Below are 20,753 nucleotides of genomic sequence, written 5' to 3' on the forward strand. Positions count from 1 at the left end.
TCCTGATTTGCCACGCCGCGGCATGCGGCCGGCAGTGCATACGCCCCTACGCAACAGGCCATTGCTGGCTTGTGCGAACCTCGCTAGGCCTGTGACCAAATATCGACACAGGGGAAGCGAAGGCATGAGCTCTGAAGCCGCCAGTTCTGAAGCCGCATTGGGCGCAATGAGCGGATTGCGCGTCATCGATCTCACGCGCGTGCTCGGCGGTCCCTACTGCACCCAGATCCTCGCCGACCACGGCGCCGACGTGATCAAGGTCGAGCCGCCCGCGGGCGACGAGGTGCGTGAATGGGGCCCTCCCTTCCACGAGGAGGACGCGGCCTATTTCGTCGGCATCAACCGCAACAAGCGCTCGATCGGCCTCGACCTCGCCTCCGAGGGTGGCCGCATCGTGCTGCTCAAAATGCTGGAGACCGCCGACGTCCTGATCGAGAATTTCAAGCCGGGCACGCTGGAGAAATGGGGCATCGGCAACGATGTGCTCAGCAAGAAATTCCCGCGCCTCGTGCATTGCCGGATCTGCGGCTTCGGTGCCGACGGCCCGCGCGGCGGCAATCCCGGCTATGACGCCATCATCCAGGCCATGACCGGCATGATCGCCGCGACCGGCTCGCCCGAGAGCGGACCGATGCGGATCGGCGTGCCCTTGGTCGACATCACCACCGGACTTTATGCGGCGATCGGCATCCTGATGGCGCTGTCGGAGCGGCAGCGTTCAGGCAAGGGGCAGTTCCTGGAGACGACGCTGTACGAGACCGGCCTTGCCATCATGCATCCGCACACCGCGAATTATTTCATGCATGGCAAGCCGCCGAGCCTCACCGGCAACGAGCATCCCAACCTCGTGCCTTACGCGATCTTCCCGACCAAGACCGACAACATCTTTATCGGCGTCGGCAATGACGGCACCTTCCGCAAGCTCGCCAAGGAGATCGGCAAGCCCGAGCTCGGCACCGATCCGCGCTTTGCCCGCAACAAGGACCGCATCGCCAACCGCGAGGCGCTGCGCGCCGAGCTCGCTGCCGTGTTCAGCCAGCACGAGGCCGAGCCGCTGTGCAATCGCCTGCTCGCCGCGGGCCTGCCCGCAGGGCCCGTGCAGAAGATCGACCAGGCGCTGACCAACGCGCACACGATCGCGCGCGGCGATATTATCGAGAAGGACTGGTACAAGGGCGTGGCCTCGCCGATCCGGCTCGACCGCAGCAAGCCGAGCCTGCGCCGGCTGCCGCCGAAATTCAGCCAGCACTCCCAGGAGGTGCTGGGCGAGTTCGGCTACTCCAAGGCCGAGATCGACGCGATGGTCGAGAAGGGCACCGTCTGCGGCCCCGAGCGCAAGCGCTAGGTGGTGCGCTCCCTCTCCCGTTTGCGGGCCTACGCAATGGGACAATCTCCTAGAGGATAGAACCCTCACCCGCGCCTTTGGCGCGACCTCTCCCGCAAGCGGGAGAGGTTTGGAGCCCGCGACACCGTAGTGCCTTATCCGTTCAATGCCGCACTGCGGCGCGGCCCACGGGGGTGCACCGCGAACGGAGGAGGCTGCCCGCTCCGTCTTCGCCTATTTGCCGGCTTCCCTTTTCCAGCGCTTGCCGCTTTCGTTTCGGCCGCTTACACAGTCATGTGAACGTCATATGGCGCTGCTAGCGCAAGCGCTTCTTTTGACGGCCAAGGGAGGTTTACTTGATGGCTCTTCGACACTTTGGGGCGGCTGCCGCATTTGCACTCACGGTTGGCATGACCGCGTCGCCGGCGCTGGCCGTGACGGAAATCCAGTGGTGGCACGCGATGACCGGCGCCAACAACGACGTCATCGTCAAGCTCGCCAACGACTTCAACGCGTCGCAGAGCGACTTCAAGGTCGTTCCGACCTACAAGGGCAATTACGCTGACACCATGAACGCGGGCATCGCGGCGTTTCGTGCCGGCAACGCACCGCACATCATGCAGGTGTTCGAGGTCGGCACCGCCACCATGATGGCTGCGACCGGCGCCGTGAAGCCCGTCTACAAGCTGATGGCCGACGCCGGCGAGAAGTTCGATCCCAAGATCTACCTGCCCGCCATCACCGGCTACTACTCGACCTCGAAGGGCGAGATGCTGTCGTTCCCCTTCAACTCGTCGTCCACCGTCATGTGGGTCAATCTCGACGAGCTGAAGAAGGCCAATGTCGCGATCCCGAAAACCTGGCCCGAGACGTTCGAGGCCGCCAAGAAGCTGAAGGCTGCCGGTCATGACACCTGCGGCTTCTCCGGCTCCTGGGTCACCTGGGTCAATCTCGAGCAGCTCTCCGCCTGGCACAACGTGCCGCTCGCCAGCAAGGCCAACGGCCTCGACGGCTTCGACACCAAGCTCGAGTTCAACGGGCCGCTCCAGGTCAAGCACCTCGAAAACCTGGTCGAGCTCCAGAAGACCAAGGTCTACGACTATGCCGGCCGCACCAACACCGGCGAAGGCCGCTTCACCTCGGGCGAATGCCCGATCTACCTGACCTCGTCGGCCTTCTTCGGCAACGTCAAGGCCCAGGCCAAGTTCAACTTCACCGCGGTGCCGATGCCGTATTATCCGGAGGCAAAGGGCGCGCCGCAGAACTCGATCATCGGCGGCGCTTCGCTCTGGGTCATGGGCGGCAAGCCGGCCGACGAATACAAGGGCGTCGCAAAATTCCTGACCTTCCTCTCCGACACCGATCGGCAGGTCTACATCCACAAGGCCTCGGGCTATCTGCCGATCACCAAGGCGGCCTATGAGAAGGCCAAGGCCGAGGGCTTCTACAAGGATCAGCCCTATCTCGAGACCCCGCTGCTCGAGCTGACCAACAAGGAGCCGACCGAGAACTCGCGCGGTCTGCGCCTCGGCAACATGGTTCAGCTCCGTGACGTCTGGTCGGAAGAGATCGAGCAGGCGCTGGCCGGCAAGAAGACCGCCAAGCAGGCGCTGGATGCCGCCGTCGAGCGCGGCAACACGATGCTGCGGCAGTTCGAAAAGACCGCCGTCAAGTGAGGCGATGAGCGGCAGGCCGGTCCCCCTGGCCTGCCGCTTTCGGCGGACACCATGCAAAAGCAAGCCATTTTCCAATCCAGGCTATTGCCTTACGCGCTGGTTGCGCCGCAACTCGCGATCGTCCTGCTATTCTTCTACTGGCCGGCCCTGCAGGCGGTGATCCAGTCCTTCCTGCTCCAGGACGCCTTCGGTCTGTCGACGAGCTTCGTCTGGTTCGAGAACTATCTCGACCTGTTCAGAGAGCCCGCCTATTTCGAGGCGATCCTCCGCACCTTCTTCTTCTCGTTCGCCATCGCGGTCTCGTCGTTGTCCTTTGCGCTGCTGCTCGCCGTCATGGCGGACAAGCCACTGCGCGGCTCGATGCTCTACCGCACGCTCTTGATCTGGCCCTATGCGGTGGCGCCGCCGGTCGTCGGCGTGCTCTGGATCTTCATGCTGCATCCCTCGCTGGGCATTATCGCGCGCTACCTGCGCGCGATCGGGATCGACTGGAATCCGCTGCTCGACGGTGACCAGGCTGCAACGCTGATCATCCTCGCCGCCGCCTGGAAGCAGATCTCCTACAATTTCCTGTTCTTCCTCGCCGGCTTGCAGAGCATCCCCAGAAGCGTGCTCGAAGCCGCCGCGATCGACGGTGCCCGTCCGATGCGCCGGTTCTGGACCGTGACCTTCCCGTTGCTGTCGCCGACCATCTTCTTCCTGCTGGTCGTCAACATCGTCTACGCCTTCTTCGACACGTTCGGCATCATCGACACCATGACCCGCGGCGGTCCCGGCAAGTCGACCGAGACGCTGGTCTACAAGGTCTATTCCGACGGCCTGCTCGGCGGCAATCTCGGCAGCTCGGCGGCGCAATCGGTGATCCTGATGGTCATGGTCATCGTGCTGACGGGAATCCAGTTCCGCTTCGTCGAACGCAAGGTGACCTACTGATGGTCGAGGAAGAGGGCTTTCGGCGCTACGTCGCGCACATCATTCTCTGGATCGGAATCGCGATCGTCGCCTTCCCGGTCTACATCGCGTTCATCGCCTCGACCCAGGACAATGCGCTGATCGCGAACGGGCAGATGTCGCTGCTGCCGGGCGGTCATTTCTTCGAGACCTATTATCAAACCATCTTCGTCGGCACGAGCGGCTCGACCCGCGAGCCCGTCGGCAACATGATGCTGAACTCGCTGGTGATGGCGCTGCTGATCGCGATCGGCAAGATCGCGATCTCGATCATCTCGGCCTATGCGATCGTGTATTTCCGCTTTCCGTTCCGGATGCCGATCTTCTGGATCATCTTCATCACCCTGATGCTGCCGGTCGAGGTCCGCATCTACCCGACCTACAAGATCGTCGCCGACCTGCACATGCTCGACAGCTATGCGGGCCTGGCGCTGCCGCTGATTGCCTCGGCCACCGCGACGCTGCTGTTCCGCCAGTTTTTCATGACGGTGCCGGACGAATTGCTCGAGGCCTCGCGCATCGACGGCGCCGGCCCCCTGCGCTTTTTCTGGGATACGCTGCTGCCGCTGTCGCGCACCAACATGGCGGCGCTGTTCGTGATCCTGTTCATCCTCGGCTGGAATCAATATCTCTGGCCGCTGCTCATCACCACCCGCGACGACATGCAGACCATCCAGGTCGGCATCCGCAAGATGATCACCACCACCGACGCGCTGACCGAATGGCCGATCGTGATGGCGACCGCCGTGCTGGCCATGCTGCCGCCGGTGTTCGTCGTCGTCGCCATGCAGAAACTGTTCGTGCGCGGCCTGGTCGAGACGGAAAAGTGAGAATGACGAATTGTGAATGGCGAGTAGTGAATGGGGTCGCTGCATACGCCTTGCGTGCTAACCAATCCCCATTCGCCATTTCCTACTCGCTATTCGCCGGTGCACCCCATGGCTAACGTCACCCTGCGCAACGTCCGCAAGACCTATCTCGGCGGCTTCGAGGCCATCAAGGGCGTCAACGTCGATGTCGGCGACGGACAGTTCTGCGTGCTGGTCGGCCCCTCCGGCTGCGGCAAGTCCACCTTGCTGCGCATGGTCGCGGGGCTCGAGACCGTCACCGGCGGCGAGATCGATATCGGCGGACGCGTGGTCAACCAGGTCGAGCCTGCCGATCGCGACATCGCGATGGTGTTCCAGAACTACGCGCTCTATCCGCATATGAGCGTCTTCAACAACATGGCCTACGGCCTGCGCAACCGCGGCATGAAGGAGACCGAGATCAAGTCCCGCGTCGACGAAGCCGCACGCGTGCTCGAGCTCACGCCGATGCTGGAGCGCAAGCCGCGCCAGCTCTCCGGCGGCCAGCGTCAGCGCGTCGCCATGGGCCGCGCCATCGTGCGCCAGCCAAAGGTGTTTCTGTTCGACGAGCCGCTGTCGAACCTCGATGCGAAACTCCGTATCGCGATGCGCGTCGAGATCCGCAAATTGCAGCGCCGGCTCAACACGACGTCGATCTACGTCACCCACGACCAGCTCGAAGCCATGACGCTCGCCGACATTCTCGTCGTGATGAACGGCGGCCAGGTCGAGCAGGTCGGCAATCCCCTGGCGATCTACGAGAAGCCGGCGACCACCTTCGTCGCCTCCTTCATCGGCGCGCCGCCGATGAACTTGATGTCGACCCGGCCCGAGGAAATCAGATCGCAGCTCACTGGCGGCGCGGCGGCGGACGCCGGTATCCTCGGCATCCGCCCGGAAGATTTCGTCATCACCGACCAGACCCCGGCCGGCGGCGTTGCTTTGCCGCTGACCGTGGAGGCGATCGAGCGCGTCGGCGCCGAAACCTTCGTCTACGGCTCGCGCGAGCAGGAAGAGCAGCGTGTCGCCGCCACGCCGGGCGAGCTGCCGCCCGGCGAGATCATCGTCCGCATTCCCGGAACCGAGGCTCCCGCCATCGGCGCGAAAATCCGCGTCGCGGCGCTGCGGGCGAAGCTGCATTTGTTCAGCGGCGACGGGCGGACGCGGCTAGAGGCCTGATCAGTTTCAAGGGCCGGGCCGATTCAAAATCGCGAAAACAACCCCATGCACAGTAGAAGGGGGCTTGTTTTCGTTGGGATAAATCGCCAGCCGAGTTCGTCATGCCCGGGCTTGTCCCGGGCATCCACGTTCTCTGCGCCGCAAGTAAGATCGTGGATGGCCGGGACGAGCCCGGCCATGACGGCAGGACATGGCCAATCCACAGCTTCCCGGCTACCTGCTTGAACCAACACGGGAACATGCCCATATTGCTGATCAAGGGGCGCCTCTCAGGGCCCTGATGCACCAAAGTCGCTTTCTGCGAGGACTTTGTAAACTATGTCTCGTGTTCCCACGTTATCCAGTCCGTTCCTTCTGGGCTTCGACGAGATTGAGCGCGTGCTCGATCGCGTCGTCAAAGGCGCCGACGGCTACCCTCCCTACAATATCGAGAGGTGTGGCGGCGCGGACGGCCAGCCCGAGCGGCTGCGTATCACGCTGGCGGTCGCCGGATTTACGCGCGACCAACTCGATGTAACCATTGAGGAAAACCAGCTCGTGATCCGCGGGCGGCAGCAGGACGACAAGACCCGGCAATACATCCATCGCGGCATCGCCGCGCGCCACTTCCAGCGCACCTTCGTGCTGGCGGAGGGGATGCTGGTGCTGGGTGCGGATCTGAAGAACGGGTTGTTGTCGGTCGATCTGGCCCGGCCTGAACCGGAGAGGATCGTTAAGACAATCGCTATCAATGAGCACGAATAATGGAACGAGTAGCGGACTCGACCGCTTAGTGTTCCAGAGGAGTCGAGACCATGAGTGAAGGTCACGTTGCGTTCGAATACGAAGCCAAGAACGTCTCGCCCGAGACGCTGGCAACCCTTGGCGAAGGCCATATCGCCTATGTGAAGCAGATCCGCTCCGAGGACGTGCCGGGCCTGTTTCCCGAAGCGCCGAAAATCGCGCCGGGCTTAAAGCTCTTCGCGCTCCACGCCGCCGACGGCACGCCGATCATGTTGACCGACAGCCGCGAAGCCGCGATCGCCAACGCCTGGAGCAACGAGCTGCAAGCCGTCAGCGTGCACTGAGCGGACGTCGCACGAATAGAGTTTCCAGCGGGCATGCCTTCTTGCGAAGGCATGCCCGCTTTCATTTTGACGCGACGACGCTCCTCGCAATGACGGTGCGTGAGGCCGCAGTGGGCTCAACTCTCGAATCCCGAACGTGCGCTTCAACGCACCGCCGGGATCAGCGCCCGCAGGATGTCCGGCTTCCAGGTTTGACGCGCGCTGTCGAAGGCCGCGAAATCATGGTCGAACTGCCAATAGGCCCATGCCCAGCCAAGCCGATCCGCACTTCGCGCCACGAACGACAGATATCGCGTCCGGGCGTCCGTCGGAGCGCGCTCGTACACGCCGAACTCGCCGAGATAGATCGGGCGCTTTTCCTTTTCGGACCAGCTACGAATCTTTTCGAAGTCGGCGAGAGCCTTCTGTTCGTCCTCCGGACTGCCCCAATCGAGTGGCCCGAGCCGCGAAAACGTTGGGGACCACGCCGCACCCTGATGCGTGAAGCGTATCGGCGCGTAATAGTGAAACGTGACGATGAGGTTTCTGTCATCTGATGGCAGGGCCAGTTCCTCGACCGGCATGTCATCGACGTTGAGAACGGCAGCAATGACCGTCCGTCCGGGGTTGCTGGTGCGGATGATGCGGAGACACTCGTTCAGAAGGGCGTTCCAGCTCGTCGATTTCATCTGTCCGCCGGGCTCATTGAGGACCTCGAAGACAAGCTTCGGATATCTTCCGGCATAGCGCTCGGCGATTTGCGTCCAGAATGCCTTCAGCTTCTCGGCGCATCCGGACACGTCGCGCTGGCAAGTATCCGTATCGTGCTCGTCGAGAATGGGGATGAGCTTCCGGGCGAGCACTTCTTCGATCACGGCATCAAGCCGTCTCAAGACGATTTCATCCAGGAGATTCCCTTCGCCCATGAACTTGAAGCCGAAGAAATTGATCCGAACATGCGAGAACCCGGCCTTTCGGATGGCCGTGAGGTTGTCCAGACGAAATGGCGCGTTCCGGCCTCCCTCCCAGATGCCGTCATAGCCGAGGATGTTGATGCCGCGCCCCAACTCTCCTGGGGCGCGCGCAGTGCCCTGCTTGGCTGCGTCGGCCTGAGAGCAGATCGCGAGCATGGCTATCGTCAAGATGAGACGGAAGGTCACCGACCGGCGGGCGCAGATGGCATTCATGCTGCCTTCTCCATCATGGCAGCAGGGGTTGCTGCGGCACCGGCCTGCACACCGCGAAGAAGAACGCGACGAGAAGCACCGACGTGAACATCGTCGAGCGGAGGAACATCGTCTCCGTGAAATTCGATTGAAAGCTCAGGACGACAAATCCGATGATGAGAGCGCAATGGGAACGATTGATCGACCGGGTGGCGATCAAATACAGGACCTTTTCCGAAAACAGATAGACGCTCGCGACGAATAGAAAATATCCCAGAAACCCCGTTTCAATCGCCACCGCGATGTAACCGCTATGATAATTGTCGAGCACCCAGCCATGGTTCTGGTTGAAATAGTCGTAAATCGAAGGGCGCGTCCAGAATCCGTTGATGCCAAAGCCCAGCAGGGGCGCGTCGTTGAAATGGCTGATGGCGTACTGCCAAATGAAGGTCCGCTCGGTCAAGTCGATGGTCGATTCACCGCCGAGATGAACGGAATCGTACCCCGTCAGATAGAAATACAGGAACAGCAGGGCGGCCAGGATGCACATGATGGATGGCAGCACCGCATAGACTTTCATGCAGCGGATCGACCACATCGAGGTCAGGAGCAGTCCACACGCGGCAACAGCGACGGCACCGGCACCACGGGATTCCGAGGCGATAACGCACGTCAATGCCAGGAGAAACGTCACGAGAAAAACGATCCATCCCTGCCCGGTCATCTTCTGATAGCAGGCAAAGAACATCAGATATGCGCTGATGAAGCCGAGCGTCTGCTTCGATTCGTAGATTCCTTGCCACTGGCCGTTGTGCATCCAGCTCTGGTCGACGCCGATCTCGGGCACGAAGACGGCACACAAGGCCGAAGCGGCGACCAGAATGAAGAACCCGAGGGCCGTCGATCCGACGATCTCGTCCATGTCGATACGCGTAATGAGGCAGTACGCACCGAAGGTCGTCACCACAAGTGCCGCGCTCTTCATGATCGCCGCAAGGGCGAGACTGGTCCAGAGAACGGAAATGACAGCGAGGGAATAGAATGCCACCAGCGCGATGAGATCGGGATTGAGCTGCACGCGTACGCGTGGGCGTACGAAAGCACTGGCGTAGATCAAGATGATCCACATCACGAGCGCAACGGCCTGTTGCAGATAGCTCCACTCTGCGGGAAGCAGCGCGGGGTGGAAGACCCCCATCGACGCGACCACGTTAACGGTGATCGAACCGCGGATCACGTTTCTGGCAAGCTTCTCCACGCCGACGCTGCGCGGTTTCCAGATCGCGCGCTTTCGTATGTCTCGGAATCCGGAGCGATTTGTAGGCTGGCCCTGAGCTGACCTTCCTGAAGCACGGCTGACGTTCCCTTACCGCGCGTCGCGACCGCCTTCGCGCGATCGACATTCCCGGGACTTGGGCCGCGAGCGGGCCTCAATTGGCCCGGACGTCAATTCGCGCAAAAGCGCAGCCTGAACCCAACAATATCGATGATTGGCGGCTCGTCGCCGGCTCCAACGCCGGCACCGAAGGGATCGCCTGGGCGTCTTGCGAGGCGGGTAGCTTTTGGACGATACGCCGGGCATCCGCCGGCCGAGGCCCGGTTCCCCGGGCCGTTCTCCCCCCGCCGCGCCAATGCGCAACGACGCATTTCCATTCCAAATCACGTCCGCTCAGTCCACAGCTTTGAACGACTGTTAGCGGATTTTGGCGCCGCCCAATATGCCGTGCGTCTCAAGCGGGAAAATTTTCGGAGCGTCTACCTGGAGAACCCTGAGGCAGGGCGCGACGCCGACAATGCCGGGCGATCCAGGAGGCCAGAGTCGATCCGGCCTTTGACGGCGACGTTACGCCGCGGTGGCCGGCGGCAGTGCCAGCACAGAGTAGATCGCCTGGGCATCGCGCGAGGCGCGCAGCTTCTTGGCGATGTCCTGGTCGCGCAACAGGCGGGCGATGCGGGCGAGGGCCTTGAGATGATCGGCGCCGGCGCCTTCGGGGGCGAGCAGCAGGAAGACGAGATCGACCGGCTGGCCGTCCATCGCCTCGAAATCGATCGGGCGGTCGAGACGCGCGAACAGGCCGAAGATCTTTTCGAGCTTGGGCAGCTTGCCGTGCGGAATGGCGACGCCATAGCCGACCGCGGTGGTGCCGAGCTTCTCCCGCTGCAGCAGCACCTCGAACACGGAGCGCTCGTTCTGCCCGGTCAGCTCGGCGGCCTTGGCCGCGAGCTCCTGCAAGGCCTGCTTCTTGCTGTTGACCTTCAATGCCGGGAGAATCGCCTCGGGTGCGACCAGATCGGTAATCGGCATGGAGGGTTTCCGAGGTGAATTAAACCGTCAGGTTCCGAATTGGCCAGCTTGGAGAGAAACCACGCTGGGCCGGCGTCAAGAAGGTCAAGCAGGAGGAGGACTTAGCCCAAATCCCGTTAAGTCCTGATGTGGGGCGCTTCTACTCCAACGCAATCCCGGTGCCAACTCCCGCGTGCGGCTTTGCCCCGGTCATTGTTAAGGCCTGCGGATGGTACGGGGCCGGGCTTTTGCCCTAGCCCCCGGCCCTGCTGTTCCCCTTGCCATCCGCCCTAACATCCGTTTTGGCTCCCGGCGGGTCGATCCAGCCCACATTGCCGTCAGCCCGGCGGTAAATGATGTTCACCCGGCCGCTGGAGCCATGCTGAAAGACCAGGCAGGGAGCCCCGCTCAGGTCGAGTTCCATGACGGCCTCACTGACCGACAGCGGCTTCAGCGAGGTGGTGGCCTCGGCGATGATGACGGGGCTGTAGCCGGTGACCTCGTCCTCGCCCTCCGGCGCCTCGAGCACGTAGCTGGTGGCATCGAGCGCAGCCATCGCTTCGGAGGCGACATGGGCCTTGCGGGCGGAGCGGTCCTTGAGCCGGTTCTTGTAGCGGCGCAGCCGCTTCTCGATCATCAGCAGCGCCTGGTCGGCGCTGGCATAGGCATCCGGCGCGTTCGAATCGGCCTCCAGCGTGATTCCGGAATCGAGGTGCAGGGCGCAATCGGTGCGGAAGCCGAAGCCGTCCTTGCTGAGCGTGATGTGGCCGGAATAATTGCCGTCGAAATATTTGCGCAGCACCTCGTCGGTGCGGTCGGAAACGCGGCCGCGCAGGGCCTCGCCGACGCTGATGCTCTTTCCCGAGATTCTGAGAGTCATGTGATGCCTCGCTTGGTTCACGTGCTCGCGGTGCGATGACACGTCATCGCACCTCTGGAATATTGCCTGCGCATGATCTCCCCGCAAACGCCTTTGGCGTCTGTCGGAAAGCAAAACCGCTGGACACTTTTCGGGATCATGCGCGTGCTTGGATCCGCCTCGACGGGGGGTCGAGAGTAGCGCGATTTCGCGCCAGCGCAATCAGGCCGGTTCGGTGTTGCGGGAACGATCGGACAAGGCGGTAGAGAGGACGTTACCAAGAGCGCTCTGCTTGTCGCGGCGACGTTGCACCGAGGAAGGAATGCGCATGGCTTCGCGGTACTTCGCGACCGTGCGGCGGGCAATATCAATGCCCGAGGCGCGCAAGCGTTCCACGATGGTGTCGTCCGACAGGATCGCCGCGGGCTCCTCCGAATCGATCAGCTGCTTGATGTGGTGGCGCACGGCCTCGGCGGAATGCGCCTCGCCGCCGTCGGCCGAGGCGATCGAGGCGGTGAAGAAATATTTCAGCTCGAACGTGCCCCGATTGGTCGCCATGTACTTGTTGGCGGTGACGCGCGACACCGTGGATTCATGCATCTGGATGGCGTCGGCCACGGCCTTCAGATTGAGCGGCCGCAAATGCGCGACGCCATGGGTGAAGAAGCCGTCCTGCTGGCGCACGATCTCGGTTGCAACTTTCAGGATGGTGCGGGCGCGCTGGTCGAGCGCGCGCACCAGCCAGGTCGCGTTCTGCAGCGCGTCGGTGAAATAGGACTTGTCGCCGTCCTTGCCGATCTTCTTCGACAGCTCGGAATAGTAGGTCTGGTTGACCAGCACGCGCGGCAAGGTGTCGCTGTTGAGCTCGACATGCCAGCCGCCGTCGGGACCCGGGCGGACATAGACGTCGGGCACCATGGTCTGCAGACGCGCCGAGCCGAACTTCATGCCGGGCTTGGGATTGAGACGGCGGATCTCGCCGATCATGTCGGCGATGTCCTCGTCGTCGACGCCGCAGATCTTCCGCAGGGCCACGATGTCGCGCTTGGCCAGGAGATCGAGATGCTCGACCAGAGCCTGCATCGCGGGGTCGTAGCGGTCGAGCTCGCGGAGCTGGATCGCCAGGCATTCGCTTAAATTGCGCGCACAGACCCCGGGCGGATCGAATTTTTGCAGCACGGCAAGGACGCCCTCGACGTCGGCTTGCGTCGCGCCAAGGCGCTCGGCGGCCTGGCCGAGATCGCCCGGCAGATAGCCGGCTTCGTCGACGAGGTCGATCAAATACTGGCCGATCATGCGCTGGGCAGGTGCGGTGAAGGCCACCGAGAGCTGCTCGGCGAGATGGTCTGAGAGCGTCAACTCGGCCGCGACGAAGGCCTCGAGATTGTAGTCCTCGTCGCCGGAGGCGCCGCCGCCCCATTCCGTATAGGTCGTCGGCGCGGCGTCCTGGGCGTTGCGCGCCGCGGCCTCGGCCGGTTCCTCGGAGAAGACGTTGTCGAGGCCCGTGTCCAGGGTCTGCTCGATCTCGGCGCGGGTGCCGAGATCCTTGGTCATCCATTCCTCTTGGCCCGGCTCGAACGCGTCGCCGCCGCCAAAGCCGTCATCACCCTGGCCGCCGGACTCCTCGCCATCGCTGTACTGGCCGGCGTCGGCCGGGGCCTCGCCCGCGGGGGCCTCGTCATTGGCCCGTTCCAGCAGGGGGTTACGCTCGAGCTCCTCTTCCACGAAGGTCGTGAGATCAAGATTGGACAATTGCAGCAGCTTGATCGCCTGCATCAACTGCGGCGTCATGACCAGCGACTGCGATTGCCGGAACTCTAATCTCTGCGTGAGCGCCATGAAGCAAGAACCGTTCCCAAAAATTGGTCCGATTTTTGCTTATCCTAGTCCAGGCCCGATGTACACGTCTTGACGAAACGCAAAAACGGGCTAGAGGCGGAATTCCTCGCCAAGGTAAAGGCGGCGCACGTCCGGATCGGCAACGATCTCATCCGGGCTCCCCTCGGTCAAGATTTCGCCGGCATAGACGATGTAGGCGCGGTCGGTGAGGCCGAGCGTCTCGCGGACGTTGTGGTCGGTGATGAGGACGCCGATGCCGCGATTGGTGAGGTGGCGGACGAGGTCCTGGATGTCGCCGACCGCGATCGGGTCGATGCCGGCGAAGGGCTCGTCGAGCAGCATGTAGTTCGGACGCGTCGCCAGCGCGCGCGCGATCTCGACGCGGCGCCGCTCGCCGCCGGATAGCGCGATCGACGGCGATTTGCGCAGCCGCGTGATGTTGAATTCGTCGAGCAGCGCATCGAGCTGCTGCTCGCGCTTCTTGCGCGAGGGCTCCACCACTTCGAGCACGGCGCGGATGTTCTGCTCGACGGTGAGGCCGCGGAAGATCGAGGCTTCCTGCGGCAGATAGCCGATGCCAAGCCGCGCGCGCTGATACATCGGGAGCTTGGTGACGTCGTGGCCGTCGAGCTCGATGGCGCCGCGGTCGGCCTTGATCAGGCCGGTGATCATGTAGAACACGGTGGTCTTGCCGGCGCCATTCGGACCGAGCAGGCCGACCGCTTCGCCACGGCGCACATAGATGCTGACGCCGCGCACGACCTGGCGGCTGCCGAACGCCTTTTCCACGCTATGCACAGCCAGGAAGCCGGGCCGCTTCAGGAGCTGCGGCCCACCGCCGTTCGGCTTGGCGGCGGCCCTGACGGGGTGAACTGCCGGCTGACGCGGCGCCTCGGCCTGATAGTCGCCTTGATAGTCGCCCGGGAACTGATCGGGCGCATGGATCGCCTGGTCGCGGGCCATCGGCGCGTCCCGGATCGGGCTGGTCACGAGCCCGCCGACGCCGTCACCGAGCGCGGTGATGTCCTGACGCGCAAATCCTGGCCGGCCGCGCTTGGCGGGGCGCCGACGGAACATGCTGAAGAGATCGACCATCCCCGCCTTCTAAGCCTTTCGCGACGATCCTGCGCGAATTCGCGCGATCTGCCGCACCGGCCGTTCGACTAGCCGATGCAGCATGAGTGAAGGGATGTCTCATGCCCAGTGAAACACGCCCGAAAAGCGGCGGACCCCGCTTCGAAAGCCCTGCGCGCTAGATACAGTCTCACAGGCCAAGCTTCAACCTCGGTTCGGGAGCATCCGAGCCAAGCCGTTGAATTTATTTGGGTTTACTTGCGCCTGGCAATTGCAGGGCTGGACCTGCGCCAGGACCGCCCTGTGTTCCGCATTTGCTGTTCTGGTCGAACAGGCCCCGTACCTTGCCGCTGTCCGACTCCACCCGTGAGACGCCCGTAGTCATGTCGACCACCAATCGGTCACCCTGCAGCACGTTCTTGCACTGGGTCAGGACGACCTGGCCTCCGCCGCCCAGCATGGTGATGAGATTGGTCCTGGTGTCGAACACGGCGGTCTCGCCGGTCACCACCTGATCCTTCTGAGTGACCACGACATTGCCGCGCGCCTCCAGCCGCTTGATCGAGGAACTGCCGCCGGGGCCCGGCTGCGCCGACTGCATCGGCGCGCCCTTGGTCGCCTTGGCCGCAGGCTGCGGCGTGGCGGGCTTGTCGCCACCCGATTCGTAGAACACCACCAGCGTCTTCGAGGTCATGGTGGTGTCGCCCTGGATGACCTTCACATTGCCGGCGAAGGTCGCCTCCTTCTTCTTGTCGCGCATCTCGAGCGAGGCCGCCTCGATCTGAATCGGCTGATCGCGGTTCTGCGAAAAACCCTGCATCGCGTTGGGCACACCCTGCATCGTGCTCTGCGCAAATGCGGCGCCAATTGCAGCAAGCACGACAGTGGCGGCGAGCGCAGCTGCACTGAAGATGGCATTGCGCGTGTGGTTGCGCGGAAAAGACCTGATCATGAAATCACTTTGAATTGGCAGATTTGTTCTTTGACTTGCCCGGCGGCGCCGCCGGCGCGGGCTCGGCTGGCGCAGGCTGAGCGGCGGCGGGGTCATCCAGCTTGTCCAGATGCATCACCACATTGCCCTCGAAACGGATGACGTCGCCGCCTTCCGTAATGCGCAGCTTGTCCGCGGTCAGCGTGCCGTTGGTCAGCTTGACGTCGACATGCTCGTCCGAGGAGACCGTGCCCTTGCCCATGTCGACGAAGGCCGAGTTCAGCCGCGCCTCGTAGCCGGTCGAGGTGCGCAGGAAGATGTCCTTGTGCAGATCGAGCTGCTGTTGCTTGTTGTCGAAGCGGCCGGTGCGGGCATCGAGGAACAGGGTGGATTGATCCTCCATCAGCACTTTCGCGCGCAGGTCGGAGAGATCGACATGATCGGGATCGGTGATGTCCTGCGTCGCGGTCTTGGCCCAGAGCTCGTAGGGCCGCTGGTCCGGCGTGTAGCCCGCCAGATGCGGCGATTCCATCGTGATCTTGGTGCCCGACACCACCAGGTTTCCGGAATCGAGCGGCAGCTTCGGCATCAGCATGCGGAACGGATTGAAGACCGAGACGCCGACGATCGCAGCCATGGACAACAGCACTGCAGCCGGCACCGCGAGGCGCAGAATCCGCACCAGACGGCTGTGGCGCGCCGCGCTGGCAAACTTCGCCGCAAGCGCGGCGTCGTAGGTGGGATTGTGGGCCGAATTCACCTGAGCTCCTGAGATGCCGCTCGCCAGGCCGGGTTGAAGGCCGCTCCATTGTACCCGTCAGCGCCGCAATATGCAGCCTTGGCATATCGGGCTTGGACATATCAGGCTTGGACAGGCCGCACGAAAGTGTCCGAAACGGGGCGTGCCCGAAGTCTAACCGGCGGTCGAGGGCTCAGGAATGCGCGAAAATGTCCTCCTCCGCCCAGCCCTGAAGGTCGAGCAGGGCGCGGGTCGGCAGAAAGTCGAAACAGGCTTTGGCCAGCGCGGTGCGGCCCTCCCGCACCAGCATGGCATCTAACCGTTCGCGCAAGGCATGCAGGTGCAGCACGTCGGAGGCGGCGTAGGCAAGCTGCGGCTCGGTCAGGCTGTCGGAACCCCAATCGCTGGATTGCTGCTGCTTGGAGAGATCGACATTGAGCACCTCGCGCACGAGGTCCTTCAGGCCGTGGCGATCGGTGTAGGTGCGGGTCAGGCGCGAGGCAATCTTGGTGCAATAAATCGGGCCGGTCATGACGCCGAAGGTCTGGTACAGCACCGCGACGTCGAACCGCGCGAAGTGGAAGATCTTGGTGATGGCGGGATTGGCCAGCAGCGCCTTCAGGTTCGGCGCGTCGGTATGGCCCTTGGGGATCTGCACGACGTCGGCGCTGCCGTCGCCGGGCGAGAGCTGCACCACGCAGAGCCGGTCGCGGTGCGGATTCAGCCCCATGGTCTCGGTATCGATCGCAACCGCTCCGGTGTAGCGGGACAGGTCGGGCAGGTCGCCGCGATGCAAGCGTACGGTCATGGCGTTTCAAAACCTCGGGTCTAATCGGTGCGTCGGCACAATAGCTAATTCGGATTGCCCGCGATGTAGCCATTGCCGGCGGGCCGCGCAAGCACGGGCTTCGCTCAGATCGCCGCCAGCATGATGCAGATCATCGCCGCAACCGCAATGCGGCTGGGGCCGTCGCGGAAGGCGTACAGAATCGGGTCGTCCGGCATCTCGCGGCGATGCGCCATCATCAGGGCGCGGCCGAACCAGTAGAGCAGCAGCGGATTGAGCAGCCACAGCAGCCAGGGACGGCTGTACAGCGGCGTCACCGCGGTCGAGGAGACGTAGAGCGAGAATACGGTCACCGCGTTCATCGCGCTCGCCGCCGCCATCGCGGCGATGATTTGCAGGTCGGTGACGCGATAGTCGCGGTTGGAGGGATCGGCAAGGCCGGCGCTCTCGCGCATGCTGAGCTCGCTGAAGCGCTTGATCAGCGCCAGCGAGGTGAACACGAACAGCGAGAAGATCAACAGCCATTCCGACAGCACCACACCGACGCCGACCGCGCCGGCGACGATGCGAAGCGTGTAGAGACCGGCGAGCGTGACGATGTCGACCAGCATCTTGCGCTTGAGCGCGAGCGAATAGGCGATGGTGGTGACGAGATAGGCGCCGAGCACGCCGAGAAACAAAGGCGAGATGCAGAGGCCGGCCACGACCGCGAACAGCCACAACGCAGGAATCGCTGATAGCGCGGACGAGATCGGCAGATCTCCGGCCGCCAGCGCGCGATGGCGCTTGGTCGGATGCTGCCGGTCGGCTGCGAGATCCAGGAGATCATTCATCAGATAGGCGCCAGACGCACAGGCCGAGAACGCCAGGAACGCCAGCAGCGCGGAGCCGAAGCTGGCAAAATTCAACTGATGCGCGGTGATGACAGGCACGAACACCAGCGTGTTCTTGGCGTATTGATAGACGCGCAGCGCCTTGGCCCAGGTCCTGAGACTGGTCCTGAGGCTGGCGTTGCGGCTGCCGCGGTTTTCGACGCGCTCGATGGCGCCGCGGTCGAACGGCAGGCTTCCGCCTGCAGCCAGCTCAGCCGGCGCAACGACGCCGTCAAAGCCGAGATGCGCGGCAATGCCGGCAGCGTGGCGGGCGAAGCGGCCGGCCACCAGATAGATCTTCGCGCCCCGCGCCCGCGCCGCGAGCGCCCGGTTCAACACGTCGGAATCATAGGGCAGATGGGCATAGTCGATCTCGGCGCGCGCCAGGATATCGGTGAGCGCCGCCATGCCCGGGCGTCCGCCAGCGCCGAAGCGGGCGAGCATGCGGCCGGGGCTGGAGAACAGCGCCTCCATCAGCAGCTCGGAGCGCAGCAGGCCGCCTTCGAGATCGATGACGAGCGTCCGCGTGGCCGCCGCCGTGACCAACGGCTCGGGCACGCCAGGATCATACTGCCGGGCAGGCTGCTCCATCCGAATACGCTCTGACTTGCCGCAAACTGACCGGCTCAGGGCCGGGGAGCAGGGAAATGGACGGTCATGACACTAGGGGAGCATTCGCTAAGGGCGGCTTAATCGGGGCTGCCGGGAGCCGCGAGAACAGGATGGGGCGCGGCCGCCGATCCGGCGACAAACGCAGGCTTATCAATGAGATAGTGCTCAGCAACGCTCACGGCGTCTTCTTCTGCGCAGGCACCGCCGGCTTCACGGGCGTCACCTGGGCTTGCGGCTGGGGGGATGCGGCTTCCGGCGTAGCGATCGCGATGGCGATCAGACGCCATTGCCCGGCCACGGTCTGAAACGTGAGATCGAACTGGATCTGCTGCGGCCGGGTCGGAATGTAGCCTGCCAAGCGCAGCATTCCGCGCTGATCGAGCGCGGGCGCGTCGCTGAATTGCGGCGCCAGCAATGCCGCACCGTAGAGATCGAAATTGCGGCGCCGCAGGTCGAGAAAATTCAGCGCGAGATCGGCGGCGGTGTTGCGCGCCTGGAAATCGGGCGCAGCGAGGTCGCGCAGCACCGTATAATTGCCCGTGCGGTTGGCATCGTTGAGCGTGAGCAGCGTCGAGCGGATCAGATAGAGCGCCTGCTCCAGCGTGACGGGCAGCGCCGGCTGCGCGGCAGCCGCAGCCGGCGCGGGCGTCTTCTGCTGCGCCATCGCCCTGTCGCTTCCGCAGCACAGCAGCAGCGCCAGTGCCATCACGGCTCGCGCGATCAATTGCATCGAATTGCCAAAGCCTGGCATCACCAGCCGACGCGCATTCCGACGCGGCCGCCCAATCCGCCGCCGTTGGTGCCGTAGGTCAGGCCGCCGCTTGCCTGCACATGCTCGCTGACGCGCAGCGCCGCACTCATGGAGAGTGCATTGGTGTTCTGGAACGTACCCCAGTTCATGCTCATCGCGATCTTCTCGGACGGCATCAGCCAGGGCGAGCCTGACATCGCAAAGGCCATCGCGACGCCGTTGATCGCCTTGCCGGTCCTGCCGTCGAGGTCGTTGAGGCGGGCATTGATGCCTGCGAGCTGGCTGTTGATGCTTGCGATATCCGCGGGGCTCGCAAACCCGAGTGCACTGAGCGAGGTGGAGGCGAGATTGCCGGCCGCGTCCGTGGTGACGAGTTGCACGGGCCCGGATTGCGCGGCCGCGCTCGCGGCCGAGGTGACGCCCGTCATCGTGTAGGTATTGCTCGCGGTGCCGTAAACCTGCTGGTTGGCGCGGGTCGCGGTGGCGCCATTACCGATCGCGGTGGCGTTCGCAAAGGTTGCCGACGCGCCATTGCCGAAGGCCGACGAATTTGCGCCGGTGGCGTTGGAGCCGTTGCCGACCGCGGTATTGGCGACGCCGTTTCCGTTCGCGTTGGCGCCGTTTCCGACGGCAATGTTGAAGCTGCCGGTCCCGCTGGCATTGGATTGCGCACCGTTTGCAATGTTCCTCGAATTGGCGCCGTTGGCATTCGCCAGATAGCCGGTCGCCGCGTTGGAGCTGTTGGCGCCAAATGCGATGGCGGCGTTGCCGGTGGCAACGTTATTGCTTCCGGACCCGCTCGCGTTGGTATTCAGGCCGGTCGCGATATTGAAGCTGTTGTCGCCGTTCGCATTGGAGTTGACGCCGGTCGCGATGTTGGCGCTGCCGTTGCCGATGGCGTTGGCGTTGCTCCCCGTCGCCGTGTTGGCGCTGGCGTCGCCGTAAGCCTTGGCGATAAACCCGTTGGCAAGATTTCTGCTGTTGTTGCCGGAGGCATTGGAACTGCGCCCTGTCGCAACGTTCCTGCTGTTGTCTCCGTTGGCGAGGGCGGTCAGCCCGGACGCAAGATTACCGCTGCTGTTGCCGCTGGCGTTGGCTCCGGCGCCGGCCGCGATATTGGTGCTGTTGTCACCGCTGGCTTGCGCGTTGTTTCCGGACGCGATGTTCTTGCTCGCTTCACCGCTGGCGATGGCTCCCGCTCCGGTCGCGCTGTTGAAGCTGTTGTTGCCGCTGGCGTTGGCATTGTTTCCCGTCGCCCCATTGGAGCTGTTATCGCCGCTGGCGTTAGCGCCGGTCCCGGTCGCGGAGTTGTTGCTGCCGTTGCCGGCAGCGGAAGCGGAGGGCCCGCAGGCAAAATTGCTCGCTGATCCGCTCGCCGTGGCGCCTTGCTCGGACGCGGCACCATCCACACACACGAACTGCGCCCGGGCTTCCGGCCCGCCGGCGCAGGCCGCGATCACAGCAATGAGCGCAGTTGCAAGCAAAGCGGTTGCTGGCGCCCGCGATGAAATCGTCATGTTCGTTCCCCACCCCGTCTTCCAAGCTCGCAACCGGCAAGAAGAGGAAGAATGAAGACCGCCGACACTTCCAGCCCCAATTCACTTCCAGCCAAGCCGCCGCCACGCCAACGCGATTGGCGCTTCCGCGACTCTCAAAGCATGAGGCCCGTGATTTTGGGAAGACGCGGGATGCGTGAAAGCCTGCGCGGCCTATCGTCCTCCCATATTCATGGGGGGCCGCCCGGTGTCCCGGCTTCTCAGTCCGCGCACCCCCCTTCGCGAGGAGGCGGACGGTTTGCCGAATGCACGGCTGTTG

19 protein-coding genes are annotated in these 20,753 nt (G+C 63.6%); 7 read left to right on the forward strand and 12 right to left on the reverse strand.

All coding sequences use genetic code 11. From position 1 onward, the window contains the following. The first annotated feature begins 124 nt into the window (after window positions 1–124). The 7 genes from GA0061098_RS24430 (at window position 125) to GA0061098_RS24465 (ending at window position 7,045) form a co-directional block, all read left to right on the forward strand. A complete protein-coding gene (locus GA0061098_RS24430) occupies window positions 125–1,345 on the forward strand; it encodes a CaiB/BaiF CoA transferase family protein (protein WP_091962343.1) in 1,221 nt (406 codons plus the stop codon). A gap of 338 nt (window positions 1,346–1,683) precedes the next feature. Continuing rightward, window positions 1,684–3,000, forward strand: a complete 1,317-nt coding sequence (ugpB, locus tag GA0061098_RS24435; RefSeq protein ID WP_091962346.1) for a sn-glycerol-3-phosphate ABC transporter substrate-binding protein UgpB — start codon at window positions 1,684–1,686, stop codon at window positions 2,998–3,000. A gap of 51 nt (window positions 3,001–3,051) precedes the next feature. Further along, window positions 3,052–3,933, forward strand: coding sequence for a sn-glycerol-3-phosphate ABC transporter permease UgpA (gene ugpA, locus GA0061098_RS24440; protein WP_091962349.1), 882 nt, complete (start codon window positions 3,052–3,054; stop codon window positions 3,931–3,933). After that, the gene (gene ugpE, locus GA0061098_RS24445) at window positions 3,933–4,781 is read left to right on the forward strand and encodes a sn-glycerol-3-phosphate ABC transporter permease UgpE (RefSeq protein WP_091962352.1); all 849 of its coding nucleotides are present in this window, start codon (window positions 3,933–3,935) and stop codon (window positions 4,779–4,781) included. The genes ugpA and ugpE overlap by 1 nt, the downstream gene beginning before the upstream one ends. A gap of 108 nt (window positions 4,782–4,889) precedes the next feature. Beyond that, entirely contained in the window at window positions 4,890–5,978 is a 1,089-nt protein-coding gene (locus tag GA0061098_RS24450; RefSeq protein WP_091962355.1) for a sn-glycerol-3-phosphate import ATP-binding protein UgpC, read from the forward strand. Window positions 5,979–6,296: 318 nt separating this feature from the next. Then, on the forward strand, window positions 6,297–6,722 hold the full coding sequence (locus tag GA0061098_RS24460; RefSeq protein WP_027531607.1) for an Hsp20 family protein: 426 nt from the start codon (window positions 6,297–6,299) through the stop codon (window positions 6,720–6,722). Between the two features lie 50 nt (window positions 6,723–6,772). After that, window positions 6,773–7,045, forward strand: a complete 273-nt coding sequence (locus GA0061098_RS24465) for a BQ00720 family protein (RefSeq protein ID WP_007598581.1) — start codon at window positions 6,773–6,775, stop codon at window positions 7,043–7,045. 143 nt (window positions 7,046–7,188) lie between these two features. Here GA0061098_RS24465 and GA0061098_RS24470 read toward each other — a convergent pair whose 3' ends face one another. The 12 genes from GA0061098_RS24470 to GA0061098_RS24525 form a co-directional block, all read right to left on the reverse strand. Beyond that, window positions 7,189–8,211 (reverse strand): glycoside hydrolase family 5 protein, encoded by a 1,023-nt coding sequence (locus tag GA0061098_RS24470; RefSeq protein ID WP_091962361.1) that lies wholly within the window; start codon window positions 8,209–8,211, stop codon window positions 7,189–7,191. A gap of 13 nt (window positions 8,212–8,224) precedes the next feature. Then, a complete protein-coding gene (locus GA0061098_RS24475) occupies window positions 8,225–9,343 on the reverse strand; it encodes an O-antigen ligase family protein (protein WP_430649276.1) in 1,119 nt (372 codons plus the stop codon). Between the two features lie 690 nt (window positions 9,344–10,033). After that, entirely contained in the window at window positions 10,034–10,495 is a 462-nt protein-coding gene (ptsN, locus tag GA0061098_RS24480; protein WP_008141251.1) for a PTS IIA-like nitrogen regulatory protein PtsN, read from the reverse strand. A 232-nt stretch (window positions 10,496–10,727) separates the two neighbouring features. Then, window positions 10,728–11,354, reverse strand: coding sequence for a ribosome hibernation-promoting factor, HPF/YfiA family (gene hpf / locus GA0061098_RS24485; RefSeq protein WP_091962367.1), 627 nt, complete (start codon window positions 11,352–11,354; stop codon window positions 10,728–10,730). 201 nt (window positions 11,355–11,555) lie between these two features. Beyond that, window positions 11,556–13,172 (reverse strand): RNA polymerase factor sigma-54, encoded by a 1,617-nt coding sequence (rpoN, locus tag GA0061098_RS24490; protein WP_091962370.1) that lies wholly within the window; start codon window positions 13,170–13,172, stop codon window positions 11,556–11,558. Window positions 13,173–13,262: 90 nt separating this feature from the next. Next, window positions 13,263–14,267, reverse strand: coding sequence for an LPS export ABC transporter ATP-binding protein (gene lptB / locus GA0061098_RS24495; protein ID WP_091962373.1), 1,005 nt, complete (start codon window positions 14,265–14,267; stop codon window positions 13,263–13,265). Window positions 14,268–14,490: 223 nt separating this feature from the next. Next, entirely contained in the window at window positions 14,491–15,198 is a 708-nt protein-coding gene (locus tag GA0061098_RS24500; protein ID WP_091962376.1) for an LptA/OstA family protein, read from the reverse strand. A 4-nt stretch (window positions 15,199–15,202) separates the two neighbouring features. After that, window positions 15,203–15,937 carry an LPS export ABC transporter periplasmic protein LptC gene (lptC, locus tag GA0061098_RS24505; RefSeq protein WP_091962379.1) on the reverse strand — a complete coding sequence of 245 codons (735 nt, stop codon included), beginning with the start codon at window positions 15,935–15,937 and terminating at the stop codon, window positions 15,203–15,205. Window positions 15,938–16,109: 172 nt separating this feature from the next. After that, window positions 16,110–16,724 carry a ribonuclease D gene (locus GA0061098_RS24510; RefSeq protein ID WP_018323452.1) on the reverse strand — a complete coding sequence of 205 codons (615 nt, stop codon included), beginning with the start codon at window positions 16,722–16,724 and terminating at the stop codon, window positions 16,110–16,112. A 104-nt stretch (window positions 16,725–16,828) separates the two neighbouring features. Further along, window positions 16,829–18,133 (reverse strand): UbiA family prenyltransferase, encoded by a 1,305-nt coding sequence (locus tag GA0061098_RS24515; RefSeq protein WP_245323522.1) that lies wholly within the window; start codon window positions 18,131–18,133, stop codon window positions 16,829–16,831. A 229-nt stretch (window positions 18,134–18,362) separates the two neighbouring features. Then, entirely contained in the window at window positions 18,363–18,917 is a 555-nt protein-coding gene (locus GA0061098_RS24520) for a hypothetical protein (protein ID WP_245323525.1), read from the reverse strand. Window positions 18,918–18,937: 20 nt separating this feature from the next. After that, complete coding sequence (locus tag GA0061098_RS24525; RefSeq protein ID WP_245323526.1) at window positions 18,938–20,455, reverse strand: hypothetical protein; 1,518 nt, start codon at window positions 20,453–20,455, stop codon at window positions 18,938–18,940. Window positions 20,456–20,753: the final 298 nt, after the last annotated feature.

Source organism: Bradyrhizobium shewense, from assembly GCF_900094605.1.
Classification (GTDB): domain Bacteria; phylum Pseudomonadota; class Alphaproteobacteria; order Rhizobiales; family Xanthobacteraceae; genus Bradyrhizobium; species Bradyrhizobium shewense.